Source organism: Hyphomicrobium sp. DY-1 (assembly GCF_047497105.1).
Taxonomy (GTDB): Bacteria; Pseudomonadota; Alphaproteobacteria; order Rhizobiales; family Hyphomicrobiaceae; genus Hyphomicrobium_B.
Genome location: NZ_CP134870.1, coordinates 779116 through 798209, shown reverse-complemented (window position 1 = coordinate 798209; position 19094 = coordinate 779116). Strand labels below are relative to the sequence as shown.

Genomic DNA, 19094 nt, shown 5'->3' with positions numbered 1-19094 from the left:
TAGGACACCTAGTATGGGCAGCGATCAGAGCTCCGTGATCTATCTCGATCACAACGCAACCACTCCAATCGATCCCGCTGTGATCGATGCAATGGAGCCTTACTTGAAATCCGTATTCGGAAACCCATCGAGCGTTGAGCACACCCATGGCCACGCGGCGTCGATGGCCGTAGATCGTGCGCGCGGGCAGGTTGCCGAGACGATCGGCGCAAGGCCGCAGGAAATTGTATTCACAGGAAGTTGCACGGAGGCGAATAATCTTGCCATTCTCGGTGTCGCCCGTGCTCATCCAAATAAGCGACATCTCATCACAACCGTAGTTGAGCACCCGTCGATCTTAGAGCCAGCTCGAGCGTTGGAGCGCGAGGGCTGGTCGGTCACTTATATTAAAGTCGACGAAAACGGCCGTGTCTCCCCGGATGCAATTGCTGAGGCCCTCACAGATCAAACGGTTCTTGTCTCTGTGATGGGAGCAAATAATGAAGTCGGGACATTACAGCCCATCAAGGCAATCGGGGCACTATGTACGGAACGGGGCGTATTATTTCACAGCGACCTCGCCCAGGCTGTGGCCTACGTCGATGTAGATGTCGAACGCGATAATATCCACCTAGCGAGTTTGTCGGCGCACAAGGCATACGGACCAAAAGGGGTCGGCGCCCTTTATCTTCGCTCACGGCGGCCGCGAGTGCGTGTCGCCCCGTTGATTTATGGCGGCGGTCAAGAGCGCGGATTGCGGCCGGGAACGCTGAACACTCCGGGTATTGTTGGAATGGGCGAAGCATTTCGGCTCGCGCGGTCCCAGAGTACAAGTGATGCGGCTCGTTTACGATCATTCTGTGAGAGTTTTCGTGAGCATCTAATCGGGACGCTACCAAATGCGCGTTTAAATGGGGATCCTATTGAGCGACTCCCCAACAATCTCTCCTTTTCCATTGAGGGGGTTGAGCCCTTGGCATTAATGCGTTCATTGCGCAATCAAATCAGTTTCTCGGCTTCGAGTGCATGCGCGACTGATAAGATCGAAACGTCGCATGTGCTGCTCGCGATGTTCGGGAACATCCCGCGCGCAAGAGGCGCTTTTCGAATCGCGCCAGGCCGTTTCACGACTGAAACTGAAATGTTGGGCGCCGCCGCGCACATTGTTCAGGAGGCACAGCGGCTATCAGAAATGAGTAGAACAGCAGCGTAGTTCTAAACCCCACGTCTTTAGCTCTAAGGATAGTCCTCGAAAGAATCCGGAAGGGCTGGGCCCTTCCGGAAGGAGTGGTCGTTGTCAGATCGCGCCGCGGCCGGCGAGCTCCATCAGGACGATCCCATAACACCCACGATAAGCGGCTTCCTTACGGCCTACTTCGGCGGGCTTGTCTTTGTTGTCGGCGTGTTCCTGGCGGATCACGCTGCACATCTCCTCGGTGGTCTCTTTCAGAACGTCGAACGGGTCCGCCAGCCAGCGAAATTTCCCAGTTGCCCATGCCTTGGGATCGATATTAGCGCGGAAAGCAGCCACAACAGGGTACAGCCATCCCAGTGGGATGTGTCCTCCGATTTTTCCGCCAGCAAAATAAGCCGGTTCGTCCTTGTGTTTGGCAGAGGCCACGCGATTGCTCTTCTTCGTCTCCTTTATCTTCAAACGACCCAGCTCATCAGCCATAGCGCGCTGTACCTCGTCGGTCAGACGCAAGATTTCGTGCAGTTTGGGCAGCATCCGCTTGTATCCGACATCCTGACCGCCATTCTTTCTCGCGTTGACGAATGTCTGCAAGAGAACTTTGGGCTGCCCGAACAACGTATGAGGGTAGCTCTTGCGGTCGGGGAATACGTTCAGATCGAGCATCGCCATGACAGTCAACACGAACATGATGTCGATCTCACCAAGGTCACCTTGGCGGTACGCGATCTGATCGGCACCTGGCTTCCCATCGAGCGCTTTCTTGATCTCATCGAAAGTGCTCTTAAGATTCTCAAGGCTTTTATCATCCACCTGCAGCGAACGATTTAGCCCCTCCGCCATATCCGCGATGTCGTCTTTCTCAACTCCCTGAACAAAGAACACGCGCACATAAGCCTCGATCGGCTTGGCAACGCTGTCGTCTTCCTCAACCTCCCTGATGGCAGTGAAAGTGTGCCCACCGTTCGCAATCCCGTGCCGATTGGAATCGGAAAGCGTAATGGTGAGGCTTCCTTCTTCCTCCGATGCGCGATCGAACAACATTTCGTCGACGAGTATGGTGATGCCGTTGTTGCGAAGCGACATCTTCTCAGGCTCATCTCGCAGAGTGTCGACGATTGCCTTAGCGACGGGCCCTTTCAGATGCTCTTTCCGGTCGAGCTTGGGGACGCGTGGATTAACCTCCATCCACTCGCCAAGTTCTGTTGGAAGATCGCCGACGCGCGCGAAACACATGCCAAGACGCACGTTCTTTCCAGAAGAAGTTTTGTAGGGGAATTTAAGAGCGCGGTATTCCGCGACAGGCAGCTTGAACTGCAGCATGACTTTTCCTTTCATAGCGGCCGGTGGGAAAACCCTGCGGCCTGACGGTGCGACCACCATAGCGGCACCGCAGTCAAGCTGGCACGAAAAGAGATGCTCGTCAATCCTCAGCGTTCGCGATTCTTGGATGGCAGCATGCAGCGTCCCTTAAGCTTAAAATGCGGGTTCTCGCCAGATCGGATTAGGTCTTCACTCGAGGAGCTGAAGGGATATTCAGTACCAGGAGGATTGCCGATCTGGATACGAAAATATTGTCAGCGATTTTTTCCGGCCCTCATTGCATGAGGCCAAATTATATTGGCGAGCGGTGGGCTATTTCTCAGCTCGGCGTTTGAGGCATTTTGCATCTGTCAGACTAGGAAACGCCTACGTTCTGTAGTCGACTTGCAAATCCGCATAACCGCATACCTCTCGTCATCATACTTGTTCTAACGTAGTAAGCTCACCCGCGCTGTACCAGAATCCGTGGTAAGCAACCAAGAACTCTTCGAGACTGCCCGGCGGCATCATGCGATCATGCACCAGCCTGAAGCCTTCGGCGGCATATAGGTTCAGCAACCTGTTTCCCTCATCGCTTAGGCGTGTCGCGGAAGTCGGATTGAGCAGCTTTACCATTTCCTGCTCTATGCTCGCCTTATCCTCCGGTGCGATGGCTTTTCGATCTAACTCCGCGTCGATGAGAAGGCCCGCGATAATGTCAGCCTGTGCGCGGTAGTCTTCAGGATATGCAACAATGAAGGGCTCCCCTTCTAGATCCTCTTCGTTTCCGATCTGTCGACCTTCGAGCCCGACCAACAAACAGCAGTAGTATTGGTCAAACATAATAAACTTTTGACCACTTTGCTTATCGATACCCTTAAAAAAATCGCGCGCACCTTTGGGAAACGCAAAACTCATACTACTGCCTCCGGAGCATGAAATGCGCGGAAGAAGGCTAAGCCATCCCGCACTTGCGTGACTTCATCCGTCTCACGCCACAAAGTGAGAAACCGCACGCTTTGTCGGGCATAGAATGCGTCGGCAAAGCCCTCGCGCTCGCTCGAGATAACAAACATAATCATTTGTCCAAACAAATTTGGGATCAGCTCGCCGACCTCTCGGCGAACCTTAGTATCGAGCGATACTGCCGGGCTATCAACAATGAACGGAAGTTGGTAAGGAGCCTCGGTGAGGAGCGACGTCAAAAACGCATAGGCAACAGAAAGGCTTTGGCCTTCACTCACATCGGCTTTGGATGCAAGTCGCGTTGATTCCAATTCCAATGCGCCGCCGATCCGAGCTACTTGTAGCGACTCGCTAGGAATAAAACGCAGCAACTTCTCATTCGTCGCCTTGCGAACGCGCTCGCGCAAACGATCAAGAGCAAGATCGGCTATCTTGCCGACCAGTTCCTGTAGGCGCTCGGCCTGGTCCATGAAGCGCCTCGTCTTCGTGACTGTCGCGTACTTCTCCTGACATCGCTTCAATTCGGCTTCGCACAATGCGATGTTATTATTTGTATCTGCCCGCAGAACGCGCTGGCGGGATGGATCTCGGGTCGCTACACGCTCCGCTGCTAGCTCCATCTCCTTCAATTCAGACTCAATTCTCTGCGCCTCAGTACGCAGCGCTTCAACCTCGGAATCTCCCGACTCGATCTGATCGAGTTCCAATTGATCATGGTCGCGTTTATTCTGCTGCAATTCACGAAGTTTGCCTCTCAGGCTATTGGCAACCGTCGAGAATTCAGAATCATCCGCGCTGCTCTCACGGAGAGCAAGCTTCATCTTGTTGATCACGGCGATTTGGTCCTCGGCCAAGTAGAGGTTTGCACGGTCAAGTACTGCCTTCTTCTCGATCTGGCTAATGGGACGGCCGCAGACACACTCATTTTGCTCCGCAAGCTCTCGAAAAAACTCGGAAGAGATGGTCTTCGGGAGTTTTAGACTAGTGAGCTTGCCGCCAAGGGCATGGAGCCGAGCAAGAATGCGAGGGTGCACCTTCGGAGGCGAACGGAGAAGTGCCATTCCTCGGCTAGTAGCCTCAAAGAGCTCCTTGTCAATTTGGCCGCGCATTTGATCGAGCGCCTCTTTGCGAGCCCTCAAACTAGCATTCTGTTGGATATGCTCTTGAATAGTCGTCGCAATAGCGGCCTGTCGCTGCCCAAGCTCTCTCAAATGGCGTTGATACTCACGTTGCTCGGTGAGGAGTTGCATTTTCCGCGCTTCGGCGGCCTTCGCCGCGTTGCGCCACCGGCTTACGCCGCGCAATTCGGTGGCGCTCGTTACGGAAGCCGCTGCTTGCTGCCTTTCATCGACAAGCCGACCAACTTGGACTTTCAATTTTTCCAACTGGTCGAGCCGGTACAAGGTTTTGATTGCTTCGGCGGCGCGTTCTTTACCTACCGCGCGGATTTCCTTCGCTAGCTCACCATCAAAGATAAACAGGCGCGCAAACTCGGGCGTCAAAAGACGAACCAATTCTCTGGGCAGAAGCAATCCCTCCTCGATTCCACCGCTTCGCTCCTCAGATCGTGCCGTCCAATAGGCATGGCCGCCGGTGCGGTAGTCGAGACGCAGTTGGATGCGGTAGAGCCGCTCATCAATGGTGAGTCGAACCTCAAATTGGCCGGTCTCCGCATTATCGCTCGCTCGAAATTCGCGAACAGTGTTTGGAGAAAGAGCCTCGCCTGTGAAGACAGCCCTTAATAGCGCCATCGTAGTCGTCTTGCCGGTTCCATTCGGCATCTGAATGAGAGTCCACCGTGGCAACGGAGAACCGAGGTCGATTTCAACCTCGCGCAATCCGCCACGAATGTTCTCGTAGCTCCAACCGAGGACCCTGATATCCATATCAATCCTCCACAGGGTCAGGGACAGAGGCAAGTTCAATCACCTCTTGCACATCATCGTCGGCAAGGTTTCCGGTAACGGTGTTTTCGAGGAGACGCCTTAGGCGCCGCTTAAATTCATCGCTCTGGTCGCCGGCTGCTCCTAACGCCTCATCAATGGCGGCAGCCAAATCCGGATAAACCGATGTCATGGATACTTTCCCCCGCCCGACTTTTCTCTAAATCAGACACTAGGTTTCAGCGCTTTTGATAGAAGCAAGGGCGCGCAACCAATCGCGACGTTCTATGTCCGCGGTAAGCTCGCCGGTCGGATCATTTTCATCTATATCGTCTGTTCGGATGAAGTCGATCACAACGGCCCTCTTCCTCGGATTAGCGGGGTCCATTCGTAGGCACCGACCAAGGCGCTGAACAGTCTCAAGTCTTGCGCGCGCCGCTGAAAAAAGAACGATAGTGTTTACTGACTGAATATCGATGCCCTCAGAAATCCTATGGCAAGTGATAAGTGAGTCGAGCTCACCGCGAGCGAATCGTCCCAGGTTCAATCGATCATCGTCGCCATAATAGGTGTGGAAATCCAAGTTCAGGCTCATGAGTATCTCCTGGACAAGGAATCCATATTCGGCGGTTTCGACAAAGATCAAAGACCGCTTCAGCGCCTCCGGGTGCGTGTGTGTGTATCTACGAAATGGCTCAATCTTTTCACGCGAGAGTTTGCGGATGCGTGCGATCTCCTGATATAGAACGTCTATCGCGGGCGCTTCGCCGGCGCTTGCTTTCGCATGGTAACGGCGAATTGCCTGCCGAACCGAAGCTCGATCTTCGTCAGAAAATGCATATTCCAGTTCGACGTAATCGAAACTGCAAAGGATGCCACGTTCGATAGCCTCTTCCAGTCCGAATCTGAATATCACGGGGCCGATTTCGTCCTCGATAAACTCGTTGCCGACGTGATCGTATTCCCGCTCGGGCGTAGCGCTAAGACCTAGGCGGAACGCGAAAAGTTTCAATCTCCCAGTTAGCGCCGATACGAGAGAGGGCGAGCCCATTCCGTGTACCTCGTCGCAGATGAGGAGTCCTCGCTGGTAAGCCGACGCGCGAAGTCTGGAAAGAATCTCAGCAAGAGATTGGCGCGAGACCAAGAGAACTGCGTCTTCCGGATCGTTTAAGAATGATTGCGCTTCATGATGTCTTTCGTAGGCGCGGAATATGGGGAGAGAAGTGCGGCGGACTAGCTCTTTGTGCCACTGATCCAAAAGGTCGGTGCCGTATGCCGCAATGATGAACGTCTGCGCCATTCCGCGCTCTCGCAGTTCATCTACTATCGAGAGCGCAGTTCTGGTCTTCCCCGTGCCGGTTGCCATCTCAAGAATACCGTGCTTCTTCTTTAGAAACTCAGCAATGGCTTCGCGCTGATGTCGCCATTTCCATGCGTCGGCCGTATCTTCCTTGTCCGATGGCGCTGCATATGGGCGCTGTGAGTGGGTGGCGAACTCAATAAGATTGCGCCGCACTGCATCTGGAAGCTGGTAGACACGAAGATTCATTTCGCCATTATCCCAGATCAGATCAAATCGCTCCTGTTGGCCCTTCACCCGGCTAAGTTCACGTTCATCGACCCATGAATAATAGATACTGATGGACTCATAATTTCTGAACGCCTTCTCACTGTCATTCGGCGATCCGTGGAATGCGATTGCATTCCTCGATATGTCTTGGAAGATTCCGAATTTATCGTGGAAATCGCCATCAAGCTCTCCCGTTGGGATAGCAATGCGGAAGTCGAGCAAACCATCGGCGACCATCCACGCAAGCGTAGTCAGCGTATTGTTAGTGAGATCGTGGGCAAGGTCTTTGACTTCTTTTTCGAGAGCGGCACGCAAACGCGGATCATTGCGTGCATCAGCACCTTGGTTAAGTGCAGCACAATCGTCCGGATCGAGTTTAGGGCTCGCAATGATCCGCGCTTTGCCGCCATTTGCGGCAAGGCCAGCGAGACCGCTTGCTGCGAGGCGAAGCCAATTGGATGTAAAAAAACCTACGCCTCGATCGTAAGTATTTGAACGAGCCAGGGCCGGCACGTAGAAGCTCTCAAGAAGCTTGTGGGTAGACGTCGCGAGATGGGGAGTGGTCGGAAGATCGCGTAAGCTCATGGCCAATTGTTTTTCTGTTATCGATGTGCCCAACCAACATTGCTTGAAACAGCGGAGCCCACAAGTAGCTCCAAGCCATCTGAGGCGGGCGCTGAGCTAGACGCTGTCAACAGCTATCATTCAGGGGGGCGATTGGGGGACGTTCCGCCTGCCGAGACGCTCCCATCAGCAGACCCCTCGGGCTAGCCAGTTTTTGCGGGATTCAATTTCGCCCATTGCGGCTCATTCGGCGAATGCAGCTGCGCTAGTTTTTCTTTGCCGCATCCGTACTAACCATGTACTGGGGTTGGTAAAGTTCCGACGGGCTCTTCCAATCGAGAAGGAACTTCATCGGGTCGAGAGGTCCAAGAAGTTCGCGAGCTAGAGTGATGCGGTCTAAGACTGCTTGCTGCGCTTCACCCGGCAGTCGTGTAACTTTTTCCTCAACGCCAAGAAGGAATTGCTCGATATTCTTCGCATTGGCCCATTGTTGAATGACGCGAGCCAAGTGCTCCTGACTGTCCTTCAGCGACTGCGCTACCTTGCGAAGATCTTCCTCTCTCTTATGGTTTTCAATTGCGGCTAGTTGCCGGAGATGCTCGGCCTCTGCTGCGCGTTCTGCGGCCGTCAGTTTCTCCATCAGCATACCCGCTGACCCCTCGACAGTTTTAAGGATCATGCGCAAGGAATTCTCAAGCGGAGATTTGGATGTTTCCTGCCATTCAGTCGACCATGTTACGCGCCAGGAGGGACAATAGGCAGTGAGGCGCAATCTGCCGGACGGTATTGATTGCATCGTGGTCCATGTTCGATCCACGTAATAGCGCGACGCTTTGGGAGGTTTATAATCGGTATCTCGTATATAGGTACCGTCGACGTAACGCATGAGAACGTCTTCGGACATCTCGACGATCGCAAGTCCGAGCGCTACTTCTCCAACGTATACGACGGTCGGTTTTCTCGGTGTCCAGAGGCTTGGATAGCGATAACTTTGTTGTCTGCGATGCACCTCGTGCTCATCGATTTTCCCACGGTGCATGCCTGGGCTTGTTGCCAGCATCACGCGATGACCGGCGGATTCGAGAGCATTGAAAAGAGTGCTGGAAAAGCTGAAGGCTTTTTCGAGGCATGCTTTCGAAGACGTGATATCGACAAGAAGATTCTTGTACGGCTTAATGTAGTCGCCGTCTTTCATGGGACGACTATTGTCGAAGTGCTGTCTGGCGCTCCTGATCAACCAGTGCTCGAGTTCCCTGGATAGAGATTGGCGATCGCTCTCATTCATCCAAGGCCGCGGTTTGGCGATTGGAGCGAGTTCTTGCCCCGGCGCCCATGAGAGTTGATCGCCAGCTCGTGCAGCCGGCAAAGGAATTTGGGATGATGCTGCGCCAACGGCCAGTTTAGCCCAATAGCCCCGCCCTGGTTTAGGCACATTGAGGGCAGCGCAGACACGTGCCAAGTAGCTACTTGACACATTGAATTGCTCGGCCACTTTGGTCATGGGCGTGGACCACACTAGCTCGTACAATTCTTGCCTCGACACCATTTTTAGCTCCCTCTGGCGTGTTCGCCAAAACTCAATAGAAAGCCGTTTAACCGACATTCCGAAATTAGTGGCAGTTAGGTCAGCAGCCCTGGACTTCTGTCGCAAAGGACGCATTGGTATGGGACATCAGCGGTCGGCGCGTTGACGCGCTAGGAATTAAAATATCGCCTCGCGGTTGCGGGGCTTCGGGCAGTGGGAGCGCCAACGGGGCGCGCCGAAAGCACGGAGCCCAACATGACCGCAGTTGAAGTTCATTCCTCGACCAAAGCCAAGCGAGCAACCTCACCCAGCAAAGCAGGTAAATCAAAGCCCAATCCGAAACAGTCGAAACCGGCGGCAGCACCTGCAGGACAGTCTGACACACTATCGCGCAGCACGAAGCAGGATCGCATCCTGTCGCTGTTGAGCCAACGCAACGGCGCGACCATCCCCGAGATGATGCAAGCGACTGAGTGGCGGCAGCACAGTGTCCGTGGCTTCTTGGCCGGAACGGTCAAGAAGAAGCTCGGTCTTAATCTGACGTCCTCCAAATCCGATGGAGAGTTGCGGCGGTATCGCATCGTCCCGCGTCACGGCCGTTGAGATGGCAAAGCTGTCGCTGGACCTAGTCGCAGAGATCGTGCGGCTCGAGAGCCTTGTGATCGATGCGCTGCGCAATGAGTGGCGGCGTCTCTATCAGACGTCGCCTCCCAAACGCTTGAGCCGCGATATCCTGCTGCGCGGGATCACCTACAGGCTCCAGGAGCTGGCACATGGCGGGTTGTCGAAAGGCACGCTCCGGAGGCTGCAGCGCCCAAGTTCAGAAGATGCCTCGGCCCGGCGGCGCCGGCGCCCCCTCTCATTCAAGGCGGGCACGCGTCTCGTCCGGGAATGGCACGGGCAAACGCATACCATCGTCATCCTGGACGATGGCGTCGAATGGCGGGGGCAGCGCTATCCATCATTGTCGATTGTCGCCCGTGAGATCACCGGCGCTCGGTGGTCCGGACCGCGGTTCTTCGGCCTGAAGACTGGTGCGAACGTTGGCTCGTCCTCTGATGAAGAAAGGCTTCCCGAATGATCAAGGTCCGTTGCGCTATCTACACTCGGAAGTCCTCGGACGAAGGATTGGAGAAAGAATTCAACTCCCTCGATGCCCAACGGGAGGCCTGCGAAGCGTTCATCAAGAGCCAGAAGCATGCAGGCTGGATCGCTGTTTCGGATCTCTATGACGATGGCGGTCTCTCGGGCGGAACGATGGAGCGTCCCGCGCTTCAGCGGCTGCTTGCCGATATCAAGGCTGGGAAAGTTCAGATCGTTGTCGTCTACAAGGTCGACCGGCTGACACGCTCGCTTGCCGACTTCGCCAAGATCGTCGACATCTTCGATGAGCAAGGCGCTTCGTTTGTCTCAGTCACCCAGCAGTTCAACACGACGACATCGATGGGGCGCCTGACGCTCAATATGTTGCTGTCGTTTGCCCAGTTCGAGCGCGAGATCGCTGGCGAGCGCATCCGCGACAAGATCGCGGCGTCCAAAGCCAAGGGCATGTGGATGGGTGGCACTGTGCCGCTCGGTTACGATGTCAAAGACAGAAAGCTCGTCATAAATCCAGCCGAAACGGAAACCGTTCGCCTGATTTTCCAGCGATACGCCGAGCTCGGCTCGGTCAAATTGCTGCAAGCCGAACTCGATAGCAGTGGTTTGCGCAGCAAACGCCGGGAGGGCGCGAAGGGCCTTATCACTGGCGGCGCTAAGTTCTCACGCGGGATCCTGTATCTGATCCTTCAGAACCATCTCTATCGAGGTGAAATCGCTCACAAGGGCATCGTCTATCCCGGCCAGCACGAGGCCATCATTGATGCTGAACTTTGGTCTGTGGTTCAGGAAAAGCTGGTCGCGAACCGAAAGGCCCGGTCTCTGGCGACAGGGGCTGAGGCTCCAAGCCTTCTATCAGGGTTGCTTTTTGACCATGACGGCAACCGGATGACGCCGACGCATGCCAACAAGCGCGGTCGTCGCTATCGATACTACATCTCTGCCACTCTGCTTGATTCTCGAAAATCCACCGGAAACACGATGCGTGTGCCAGCGAGCGAGGTGGAGGGTCTGGTCCTTGATCGCGTACGTATGCTCCTGACATCGCAAAGGGACATCGCGGACGCTCTCGCGGCACTGGAACTGAAGGCCGGAGAACTGGATGCAGTGCTGAGTCGAGCTGCGGAGCTCAGCAAACAATGGCCCGTTATGCCGCCTGAGACCGTACGGGTAATCGTCCGTCAGACTGTTGCTCGCGTCACCCTTTCACCGGACCAAATTGAGATTGTGATCGATGCCGGACAGCTTGCGGGCGCGCTCGGCGTAGAGGGAAAAAATGGGAGCGCATCAGATCGGTCGATCAATCTCACAGTGCCGGCGGAGCTGAGTCGTTCTGGTCAAGGCAAGCGCATGGTGATCGGCGACCTGTCGCAGAGGTCTCCCGACGCATCCCTCGTTCAAGTGTTGCAGGAGGCCTTCGCTGTTCGGGACAAGATGTTGGCCGACACGACCGAGACCCTCAATAACATCACCTCGGGCATCACCAAGAGCAAAGGCCGTCTGACCGCGCTGATGCGTCTGACGTATCTCGCCCCAAGTATCATGGAGGACATCCTTGCCGGTCGGCAGCCACCGGAGCTCAGCCCGAAGCGTCTGCTGAGAACCTCCCAGGATCTACCGTTCGATTGGACCGCGCAGCGCAAGTTCTTGGGCTTCGCCTGACCATCGAACGCCGAGATCTTCTGATCGGAGCCCAAACCGCCCGCCCCGAAAGTTGGCAGTAGAGACGTTTCGCGGAATGCCGCGTCAAAACGCGCAGATTTGCGTCTCTGCGGACCTCCGATGGTGCCCAGGCAAGGCTAAGCCGCGGCAATGTGGGCGTTATTTCGAGCGCGTTGGAAGGTAGGAAAATTCTGTGATTTCAGTGAGTTGGATGGCTGGGGGACTAGGATTCGAACCTAGACAGGCAGAGTCAGAGTCTGCAGTCCTACCATTAGACGATCCCCCAAAGCCGGGATCAGGCGCGCCTGTTGGCCGCCGAGAGGGCGCGTCATAGCAGCAGCGCTGAGCGACTGCAAGGCCGGCGTCGCTTCAACGCTCCCCTGCGCCAAAAGGCTCGTGCGCACATCAGCTTACGGCATGGGGCCGTCACCACGCGCTGGGTCCAATTTGGATGTCGTCCGGCGCAAGGCTCGCGCCTATTGGCGCAGTCCGAGAAGCTCCGGGCGGTATTCGAAGTGCATCGTATCGTAGTGATACCAGCGCCCGCCCCAGATGAAGCCGTGCCGCTCGAAAATGCGCACGATCTCGAGCGGGACGGCGTTGCGATAGACTGGCAGTTCACTCGCGCCGCCCTTGGCCCATCGCCAGTAATGCGAATGCGTCGTCGCAATGTCGATCGCAATGCCGTAGCCGTGCCCCGAGCGCTGCGCCGTCCCCGCGATCGTGCGGCACACGAACCCTCCTGCGGAAGGAATGAGGTACGCGTCGAACCTTCCGGGCAGAGCATCGAGCTCGTCGCTGACGGCCTGGAGATGCGCCGCGACTCCATTCCTGCGGGTCACCACGATTCGCTGATTGGCTTTCCCCGGCAGCCACCGGACGGTCGTCAATGACGCGGCGAAGCCCGGCTGCTGGCAGTCGCCATAGAGCTTTGTAAAGAATGCCGCGTCGCGCGCACGGCCCGGATCGAAATTGAACTTTGGCGGACGAGCCTCGGCGCCTTGCGGATAAGAATATCGGAACATGTCCTTGATGCTCGGATGTGCGAGCCACGTTTCGAACGGTTTTTCTTCGTCGCTGCCGAGCGGCAATGTCGTTCCGTCACGGAACTTCAGATTGCGGCCGTCGAGGCCCGCCACCGAGTCGGGATAGGCCGCAGCAAGTCGCCCGGCCACAGCCTCATCGCTGAGGCCATCTGCAACACAAATAGTGGGTGAGATTGCGATGATCGAGGCAGCGTGTCCAACCACCCGGAACAACAATCGAATTCGCTGCAGCATGGGAAGCCGCCGTTCGCGAGGCACGCCTGAGAATGTGTGGCGCGGCGTTAAGCATCCCGCGAGAGCTTTACGGGCGTGCGCGACCTGATACACTTCCCCCTAACTGAGGTCCAGATCGTTGGCCTGATGAGCACGGCGCTTGGCGGCAAGCTGCTGATGCACCAGGTCCTGGAGATATAAATTTGACGCCCGAGAAATCAGGCTCCGATGCGTCCGACGCAGCTGGGCTCCCGGAAAAATCCGACGACGAGATTCCAGATACGACTGGATTTTCCGCGCTTTCGCTACCTAGTGAGAGCGAACGTGACGACAGCGATCGGCAGCTCTACAAGCGCAACGACAATGGTTCAAAGCCGTTCGTGAACCGGGCTTCGCCGCGCGGAGACGGCCGTGACGAGCGGCGCGATCCGCACGCCATTCCGGTGTCGTCGCTTGCGATCAAGCCGCCGGGCGGCGAACAAATTTACGGCGCGCTCGACCTTGGCACCAACAACTGCCGGCTGCTTCTGGCGCGGCCGTCGCGGCGCGGCTTTCGCGTCGTCGATGCATTCTCGCGCATCATTCGTTTAGGCGAAGGCGTAAGCCGCACGGGCCACCTTTCAGATCTTGCGATGAATCGCACGATGGAGGCGTTGAAAGTCTGCGCCGGCAAGCTGCATCGCCACAATGTGACGCGCACCCGTCTCGTGGCGACCCAAGCCTGCCGCGTCGCGGCCAACGGTCCTGACTTCGTCGCCAAGGTAAAGGACAGCTTCGATCTCGATATCGAAATCCTGACGCCGGAGTTGGAAGCGCATCTGGCGGTCGCCGGATGCGCAACGCTCATCGATCCGAGTACTGATTACGTGCTCGTGTTCGACATCGGCGGCGGCTCGTCGGAGATCATCTGGCTGGACCTGACGAGGCTCGGCACTCGTCAGGATGCGCTGAGCGGCCGCGGCGATGTCGACGACGCCATCGTCGCCTGGGAATCGCTTCCCGTCGGAGTCGTTACGCTGGCAGAGCGCTTCGGCGGTCGTGACGTGACGGCGGAGAGCTTCGCCGCCATGTCCGAGGCGGTAACGAAGCTGCTTCTGCCGTTCGAGGCGAAACATAATTTCCGCGAGCGGACCGCAGGCAAGCCCGTGCACTTCCTCGGCACGTCCGGCACGGTTACGACGATTGCCGGCGTCATGCTCGGCCTCGACCGCTACGATCGCAAGCGTGTTGATGGTATTTGGCTCGGCACGCACGACATCGAGAATGTCACGACCGAGCTTCTGGCGCGCTCCTACGACGAACGCGTGCTGCAGCCGTGCATCGGCCGCGAGCGCGCCGATCTCGTCCTTGCAGGCTGCGCCATCCTCGACGCAATCATGAAGCTCTGGCCCGCCGATCGTTTGCGCGTCGCCGACCGCGGGCTGCGTGAAGGCATCCTGATGCGAATGATGATGGAAGATGGCGTCTGGCGCTCCAGCCGCCGCCGTCGCGGGCGCGGCAAGCGCGGGAAGGGTGCACGGTAGTCGTGAGCGGCAAAAGTAATAACGGCGGTGCCGGCGGCAAGAAGGGCGGCGTCGGTGGCGCCCATTCAAGCTTGAGCGGCGGCCAGCGGCAGCTTCGCACGACGGTCAAGACTGCGCGCAAACGCTCCGTCTCGTCTGCCCGCTGGCTTGAGCGTCAATTGAACGATCCCTACGTCGCAGCGTCGAAGCGTGAGGGTCTGCGCTCCCGCGCGGCCTTTAAGCTGCGCGAGATCGACGCCCGCTATCATTTCTTGAAGCCCGGCCAGCGGATCATCGACCTCGGCGCAGCGCCGGGCGGCTGGTCGCAGGAAGCGGCAGAGCGGGTGAAGGCAGCCGACGGGAAGGGCCAGGTCGTCGCCATCGACTATCTGGCGTTCGAGCCGATCCCCGGTGTCGATATGATTGAAATGGATTTCACCGATCCGGGCGCCGAGGAGCTTTTGAAATCCCGCCTGCGGGACGGCCGCGCCGATGTCGTGCTCTCCGATATGGCGGCGCCGACAGTCGGTCACGCCAAGACCGATCACTTGCGCATCATGGGTCTCGCCGAGGCGGCCGCCGCCTTCGCCGCAGACGTGCTGGAGCCGGGCGGCGCTTTCCTTTGCAAGGTCTTTCAGGGCGGCACCGAGCGCGACCTGCTCGACATGCTGAAGCGCGATTTCAAGGTCGTGCGCCACGTGAAGCCACCTGCCAGCCGCGCCGAAAGCTCAGAGCTTTACGTTCTGGCGACGGGATTTCGGGGAGAGGGGTCGGCCGACTGAGGCTGTTTCGGCTCTTGCCGAGGCCTTGTCGCGATCTGCTTTCCCTGCCGCCGTGGGCTGGGGAAACGCTGAACGCACCCGCCGACGGCTCTAACTCAGAAGCAAATCCTATGGGGGCTTTGAACCCCGTGGGCGCCTCTTTGCTCCTCATCCGCGACACGCGTATGACGAAAAAGGCCTTTTCGCGCCACTTTTTGCACGCCGCTTGAATTGGTTACCATCATCCCCATTTGACGCGGCCAAGAACGCTTCCAAGTCGGAAATCTTGGTGATATAGACCCCGCGACAGTGTTCCGCCCCAGGGGGCCTGAACGTGTCGCCCCCCAAAATCTGGAGAAGTCGGCATGACTTCGAGCCTATCCGCGCTCGATTCGGCGATCGCGCTTACCTTTGACGACGTTTTACTGGTGCCGGGTCCGTCCGACGTCATGCCAGGACAGACGGACGTCTCGGCCCAGCTGACCAAGAGTATTCGACTGAATATCCCGCTGCTGTCGTCCGCCATGGATACGGTGACCGAAGCGCGCCTCGCCATCGCTATGGCCCAGGAAGGTGGCATCGGCGTTCTTCATCGCAACCTCACCATCGAGGAGCAGGCCCGCCACGTCGCACAGGTCAAACGCTATGAAAGCGGCATCGTCCTCGATCCGGTAACGATCGCGCCGCAGAAATCTCTGCGTGACGCCCTGACGCTGATGGCAGAGAAGGGCGTGACCGGGGTGCCGGTTGTTGATAGCGGCCGCGAAGCGCCGGACGGCAGCGCCGGCAAGGGCAAGCTCGTCGGCATCCTGACCAACCGCGACGTCCGCTTCGCCACCGACCTCGACCAGCCCGTTTCAAAGTTCATGACGAAAGACAATCTGGTGACCGTGAAGCGCAACGTGTCGCCGGAAGACGCTAAAAAGCTTCTGCACAAGAACCGCATCGAAAAACTGATCGTTGTTGACGATCAGGGCAACTGCATCGGCCTCATCACCGTCAAGGACATCGAGAAGGCCGCCAAGCATCCGAATGCCTCGAAGGATGCCCAGGGACGCCTTCGCGTCGCCGCCGCGACGACCGTCGGCGAGGATGGCTTCGAGCGCACCGAGCGCCTCATCGCGGCCGGTTGTGACGTCATTGTCGTCGATACCGCACACGGACATTCCATTAAGGTCATCGACGCCGTTGCGCGCATCAAGCGGCAGTCGAACAGCGTGCAGGTGATTGCCGGAAACGTCGCCACGGCCGACGCGACGAAGGCGTTGATCGACGCCGGAGCCGACGCTGTGAAAGTCGGCATCGGTCCGGGCTCGATCTGCACCACGCGCATCGTCGCGGGTGTTGGCGTGCCTCAGCTCACCGCCGTGATGGAATGCGCCAGGGAAGCCGCCCGTTATGGCGTGCCGGTGATCGCCGACGGCGGCATCCGCTTCTCCGGCGACATCGCCAAGGCCGTCGCCGCTGGCGCCTCGTGCGTGATGATCGGCTCGCTGCTTGCGGGCACGGACGAAGCACCCGGCGAGACCTATCTCTATCAGGGCCGCACCTACAAGTCGTACCGGGGAATGGGCTCCGTGGGTGCCATGGCTCGCGGCTCGGCCGATCGCTACTTCCAGGCCGAGGTCCGCGATACGCTGAAGCTCGTTCCGGAAGGCATCGAAGGCCAGGTTCCCTACAAGGGGCCGATGGAAGCTGTCGTTCACCAGCTTGTCGGCGGCTTACGCGCGGGCATGGGCTATCTCGGAGCCAAGACCATTCCGGAACTGCAGAAGCGCGCCAAGTTCGTTCGCGTTTCGCCGGCCGGCATCCAGGAAAGCCACGCCCATGGCGTCATGATCACACGCGAAAGTCCGAACTATCCGGGCGTTGGCCGGTAATCTAATAGACTATATCGTCTGGCCAACTCGCGAGGACCACATCATGACAGTCACGGACTTTTTGCTGCCGGTCTTCGTTGAGGTGCTCCTGATCTTCGTGCTGATGGGTCTGATGGGGCGGGCGCGGCTCGGTAGCATCGCCCGCGGCGAAGTGAAACCGGAGGACGTTGCGCTCGACAGCCGGAACTACGGCCCGCGCGCGCGGCAGTTCGGAAACAGCTTCTCCAACCAGTTCGAGCTGCCGCTGCTGTTCTTCGCGTTGATCGCCTTCCTTCTGATCACGCGCGTCGGCGACCTGCTGCTACTCGTCCTGGCCTGGGTCTTCGTGCTCTCCCGCATCGTCCACGCCTACATCCACACGACGAGCAACGATGTCATGTGGCGCACGCGCGTCTATTCGCTGGGTGCCGTCGTCCTTTTCATCATGTGGCTCGTCTTCGCCATCAAAATTCTGATTGGCATCTAGAGATGTTTTTCCAATGAAAGCCGGTGCTCGGATCGCTGCGGCGATCGAGGTCTTGGAAGCGATCATCAATCGCTACCAGCCCGTTGCCATTGCCTTGACCGATTGGGGCAAGGCCCATCGTTTTGCCGGCTCCGGCGACCGCAACGCCATTGGCGGCCTTGTCTATGACGCCATGCGCCGCCGCGCGTCCATCTCCTGGGCTTTCGGAGAGGACACGCCCCGCGCGCTCGCGCTTGGCGCTGCGTCTTCTGCGCTGGGCCTGACGCCGGAAGCCGTCATCGCCGCGTGCGACGGCTCCGATCACTCGCCGCCACCACTAACTGAGACCGAGCAAGCTGGCCTGACACGCCCGCTCGACGGCACACCGCCTCACGCGCAGGCCGACATTCCCGAATGGCTTTGGCCGTCGTTCTCCGATCAGTTCGGCGCCGACGCCGTCGCCGAAGGCCAGGCGATGGCCCGCCGCGCCCCCGCCGACCTTCGCGTCAACACGCTGAAGTCGACGCCGGAGAAGGTTCTGAAGGCGCTCGCAAGCTTCGGCGCCGAGCCATGCGGCCTGTCGCCGATCGGCATTCGCGTGCCCCCGCCCGTCGGTGCGCAGCGCACGCCGAACCTCCAGGCTGAGGCTGCCTTTCAGGCGGGCTGGTTCGAAATCCAGGACGAAGGCTCGCAGATCGCTGCGCTGCTGTCCGGCGCCGGACCGCGCAAGCAGGTGCTCGATCTCTGTGCCGGTGCGGGCGGCAAGACGCTCGCGCTTGCGGCCCTGATGCAGAACACCGGTCAGATCTATGCCTACGATGCTGACCGCAACCAGCTTAAGCCGATCTTCGAGCGCATCAAGCGAGCGGGTGTCCGCAACGTTCAGGTGCTGCGTGCGGGCGACGAGGTGGCGGTTGATGCCCTCGGCCCGCGCTTCGATGTCGTCCTCGCGGACGCGCCATGCACCGGAACTGGAACCTGGCGCCGCCGACCGGACGCCAAGTGGCGGCTGAAACCTGAAGCATTGAAGGCGCGGATGGCAGAGCAGCAGTCCGTGCTGAAGCGGGCCGCGAGCCTCGTCAAACCGGGCGGCCAACTGCTCTACGTGACGTGCTCAATTCTTCCCGAAGAGAACACTGGGCAGATCGCGTGGTTTCTTGAAGGCAACGCCGACTTCTCCGTCATCCCGACGGCTGAAGTCTGGAAGGTGGCGTTCGCGAGCGAGCCTCCGCCGTCGGCCGACGCGCGCACCGACACGTTGTTGTTGACACCTCACCGGCATGGCACCGACGGGTTCTTCATTGCGGCACTAGGCCGAAAGGCATAACCGAACTTTCGGCGGATTGATTTGCCGCCGGGGATCGTCGCCTTGAAGCGCGCGGACAGATTTCCTCAGCACGCAAACTGCTGCGGGAAATGTTTGTCCGCCCGTTACGCGCTGACATAAAATGTGAGCGGATTACTTGGGGCCACCGCCAAGAAACTCCGTTGACATCACAAACCTTC

General features: G+C 58.1%; 16 protein-coding genes and 1 tRNA gene. 9 read left to right on the top strand and 8 right to left on the bottom strand.

Annotation, left to right across the window (positions count from 1 at the left end; translation table 11 throughout):
- Window positions 1-13 precede the first annotated feature (13 nt).
- Window positions 14-1192, top strand: coding sequence for a cysteine desulfurase DndA (gene dndA / locus RLW41_RS03810; protein WP_414463549.1), 1179 nt, complete (start codon window positions 14-16; stop codon window positions 1190-1192).
- A gap of 84 nt (window positions 1193-1276) precedes the next feature.
- Here the strand turns inward: dndA and RLW41_RS03805 are convergent, their stop codons facing one another.
- The 6 genes from RLW41_RS03805 to RLW41_RS03780 all read right to left on the bottom strand — a co-directional run bounded on the left by RLW41_RS03805 (window position 1277) and on the right by RLW41_RS03780 (window position 8957).
- Window positions 1277-2494, bottom strand: coding sequence for an AIPR family protein (locus tag RLW41_RS03805; RefSeq protein ID WP_414463548.1), 1218 nt, complete (start codon window positions 2492-2494; stop codon window positions 1277-1279).
- Between the two features lie 417 nt (window positions 2495-2911).
- A complete protein-coding gene (locus tag RLW41_RS03800) occupies window positions 2912-3391 on the bottom strand; it encodes a hypothetical protein (protein ID WP_414463547.1) in 480 nt (159 codons plus the stop codon).
- Entirely contained in the window at window positions 3388-5325 is a 1938-nt protein-coding gene (locus tag RLW41_RS03795; RefSeq protein ID WP_414463546.1) for an AAA family ATPase, read from the bottom strand. Before RLW41_RS03795 ends, RLW41_RS03800 begins: the two co-directional genes overlap by 4 nt.
- Before the next feature lies 1 nt (window position 5326).
- Entirely contained in the window at window positions 5327-5515 is a 189-nt protein-coding gene (locus RLW41_RS03790) for a hypothetical protein (protein WP_414463545.1), read from the bottom strand.
- A 39-nt stretch (window positions 5516-5554) separates the two neighbouring features.
- Window positions 5555-7477 carry a DEAD/DEAH box helicase family protein gene (locus RLW41_RS03785; protein WP_414463544.1) on the bottom strand — a complete coding sequence of 641 codons (1923 nt, stop codon included), beginning with the start codon at window positions 7475-7477 and terminating at the stop codon, window positions 5555-5557.
- Window positions 7478-7721: 244 nt separating this feature from the next.
- A complete protein-coding gene (locus RLW41_RS03780) occupies window positions 7722-8957 on the bottom strand; it encodes a hypothetical protein (RefSeq protein ID WP_414463543.1) in 1236 nt (411 codons plus the stop codon).
- 279 nt (window positions 8958-9236) lie between these two features.
- Between RLW41_RS03780 and RLW41_RS03775 the strand changes: the two genes are divergently transcribed.
- Genes RLW41_RS03775 through RLW41_RS03765 form a run of 3 tightly spaced genes read left to right on the top strand, consistent with a single transcriptional unit; the run spans window position 9237 to window position 11741 of the window.
- Entirely contained in the window at window positions 9237-9584 is a 348-nt protein-coding gene (locus tag RLW41_RS03775) for a DUF3489 domain-containing protein (RefSeq protein WP_414463542.1), read from the top strand.
- A gap of 1 nt (window position 9585) precedes the next feature.
- Window positions 9586-10062: a DUF2924 domain-containing protein gene (locus tag RLW41_RS03770; protein WP_414463541.1), complete on the top strand. Its 477-nt coding sequence runs from the start codon at window positions 9586-9588 to the stop codon at window positions 10060-10062.
- Window positions 10059-11741 carry a recombinase family protein gene (locus RLW41_RS03765; RefSeq protein ID WP_414463540.1) on the top strand — a complete coding sequence of 561 codons (1683 nt, stop codon included), beginning with the start codon at window positions 10059-10061 and terminating at the stop codon, window positions 11739-11741. The genes RLW41_RS03770 and RLW41_RS03765 overlap by 4 nt, the downstream gene beginning before the upstream one ends.
- A 212-nt stretch (window positions 11742-11953) precedes the next feature.
- Here RLW41_RS03765 and RLW41_RS03760 read toward each other — a convergent pair.
- Together RLW41_RS03760 and RLW41_RS03755 are read right to left on the bottom strand one after the other, a co-directional pair.
- Window positions 11954-12027 (bottom strand) — tRNA-Gln (locus tag RLW41_RS03760).
- Window positions 12028-12217: 190 nt separating this feature from the next.
- A complete protein-coding gene (locus RLW41_RS03755) occupies window positions 12218-13021 on the bottom strand; it encodes a M15 family metallopeptidase (protein ID WP_414463539.1) in 804 nt (267 codons plus the stop codon).
- Window positions 13022-13203: 182 nt separating this feature from the next.
- Here RLW41_RS03755 and RLW41_RS03750 point away from each other — a divergent pair, with 182 nt between their 5' ends.
- The 5 genes from RLW41_RS03750 (at window position 13204) to RLW41_RS03730 (ending at window position 18915) form a co-directional block, all read left to right on the top strand.
- The gene (locus RLW41_RS03750; protein ID WP_414463538.1) at window positions 13204-14523 is read left to right on the top strand and encodes a Ppx/GppA phosphatase family protein; all 1320 of its coding nucleotides are present in this window, start codon (window positions 13204-13206) and stop codon (window positions 14521-14523) included.
- A gap of 2 nt (window positions 14524-14525) precedes the next feature.
- Window positions 14526-15284: an RlmE family RNA methyltransferase gene (locus tag RLW41_RS03745; protein WP_414463537.1), complete on the top strand. Its 759-nt coding sequence runs from the start codon at window positions 14526-14528 to the stop codon at window positions 15282-15284.
- Between the two features lie 344 nt (window positions 15285-15628).
- Window positions 15629-17143 (top strand): IMP dehydrogenase, encoded by a 1515-nt coding sequence (gene guaB / locus RLW41_RS03740; protein ID WP_409560852.1) that lies wholly within the window; start codon window positions 15629-15631, stop codon window positions 17141-17143.
- Window positions 17144-17186: 43 nt separating this feature from the next.
- Complete coding sequence (locus RLW41_RS03735) at window positions 17187-17609, top strand: MAPEG family protein (protein WP_013948829.1); 423 nt, start codon at window positions 17187-17189, stop codon at window positions 17607-17609.
- A gap of 13 nt (window positions 17610-17622) precedes the next feature.
- Window positions 17623-18915: an RsmB/NOP family class I SAM-dependent RNA methyltransferase gene (locus tag RLW41_RS03730; protein ID WP_414463536.1), complete on the top strand. Its 1293-nt coding sequence runs from the start codon at window positions 17623-17625 to the stop codon at window positions 18913-18915.
- Window positions 18916-19094: the final 179 nt, after the last annotated feature.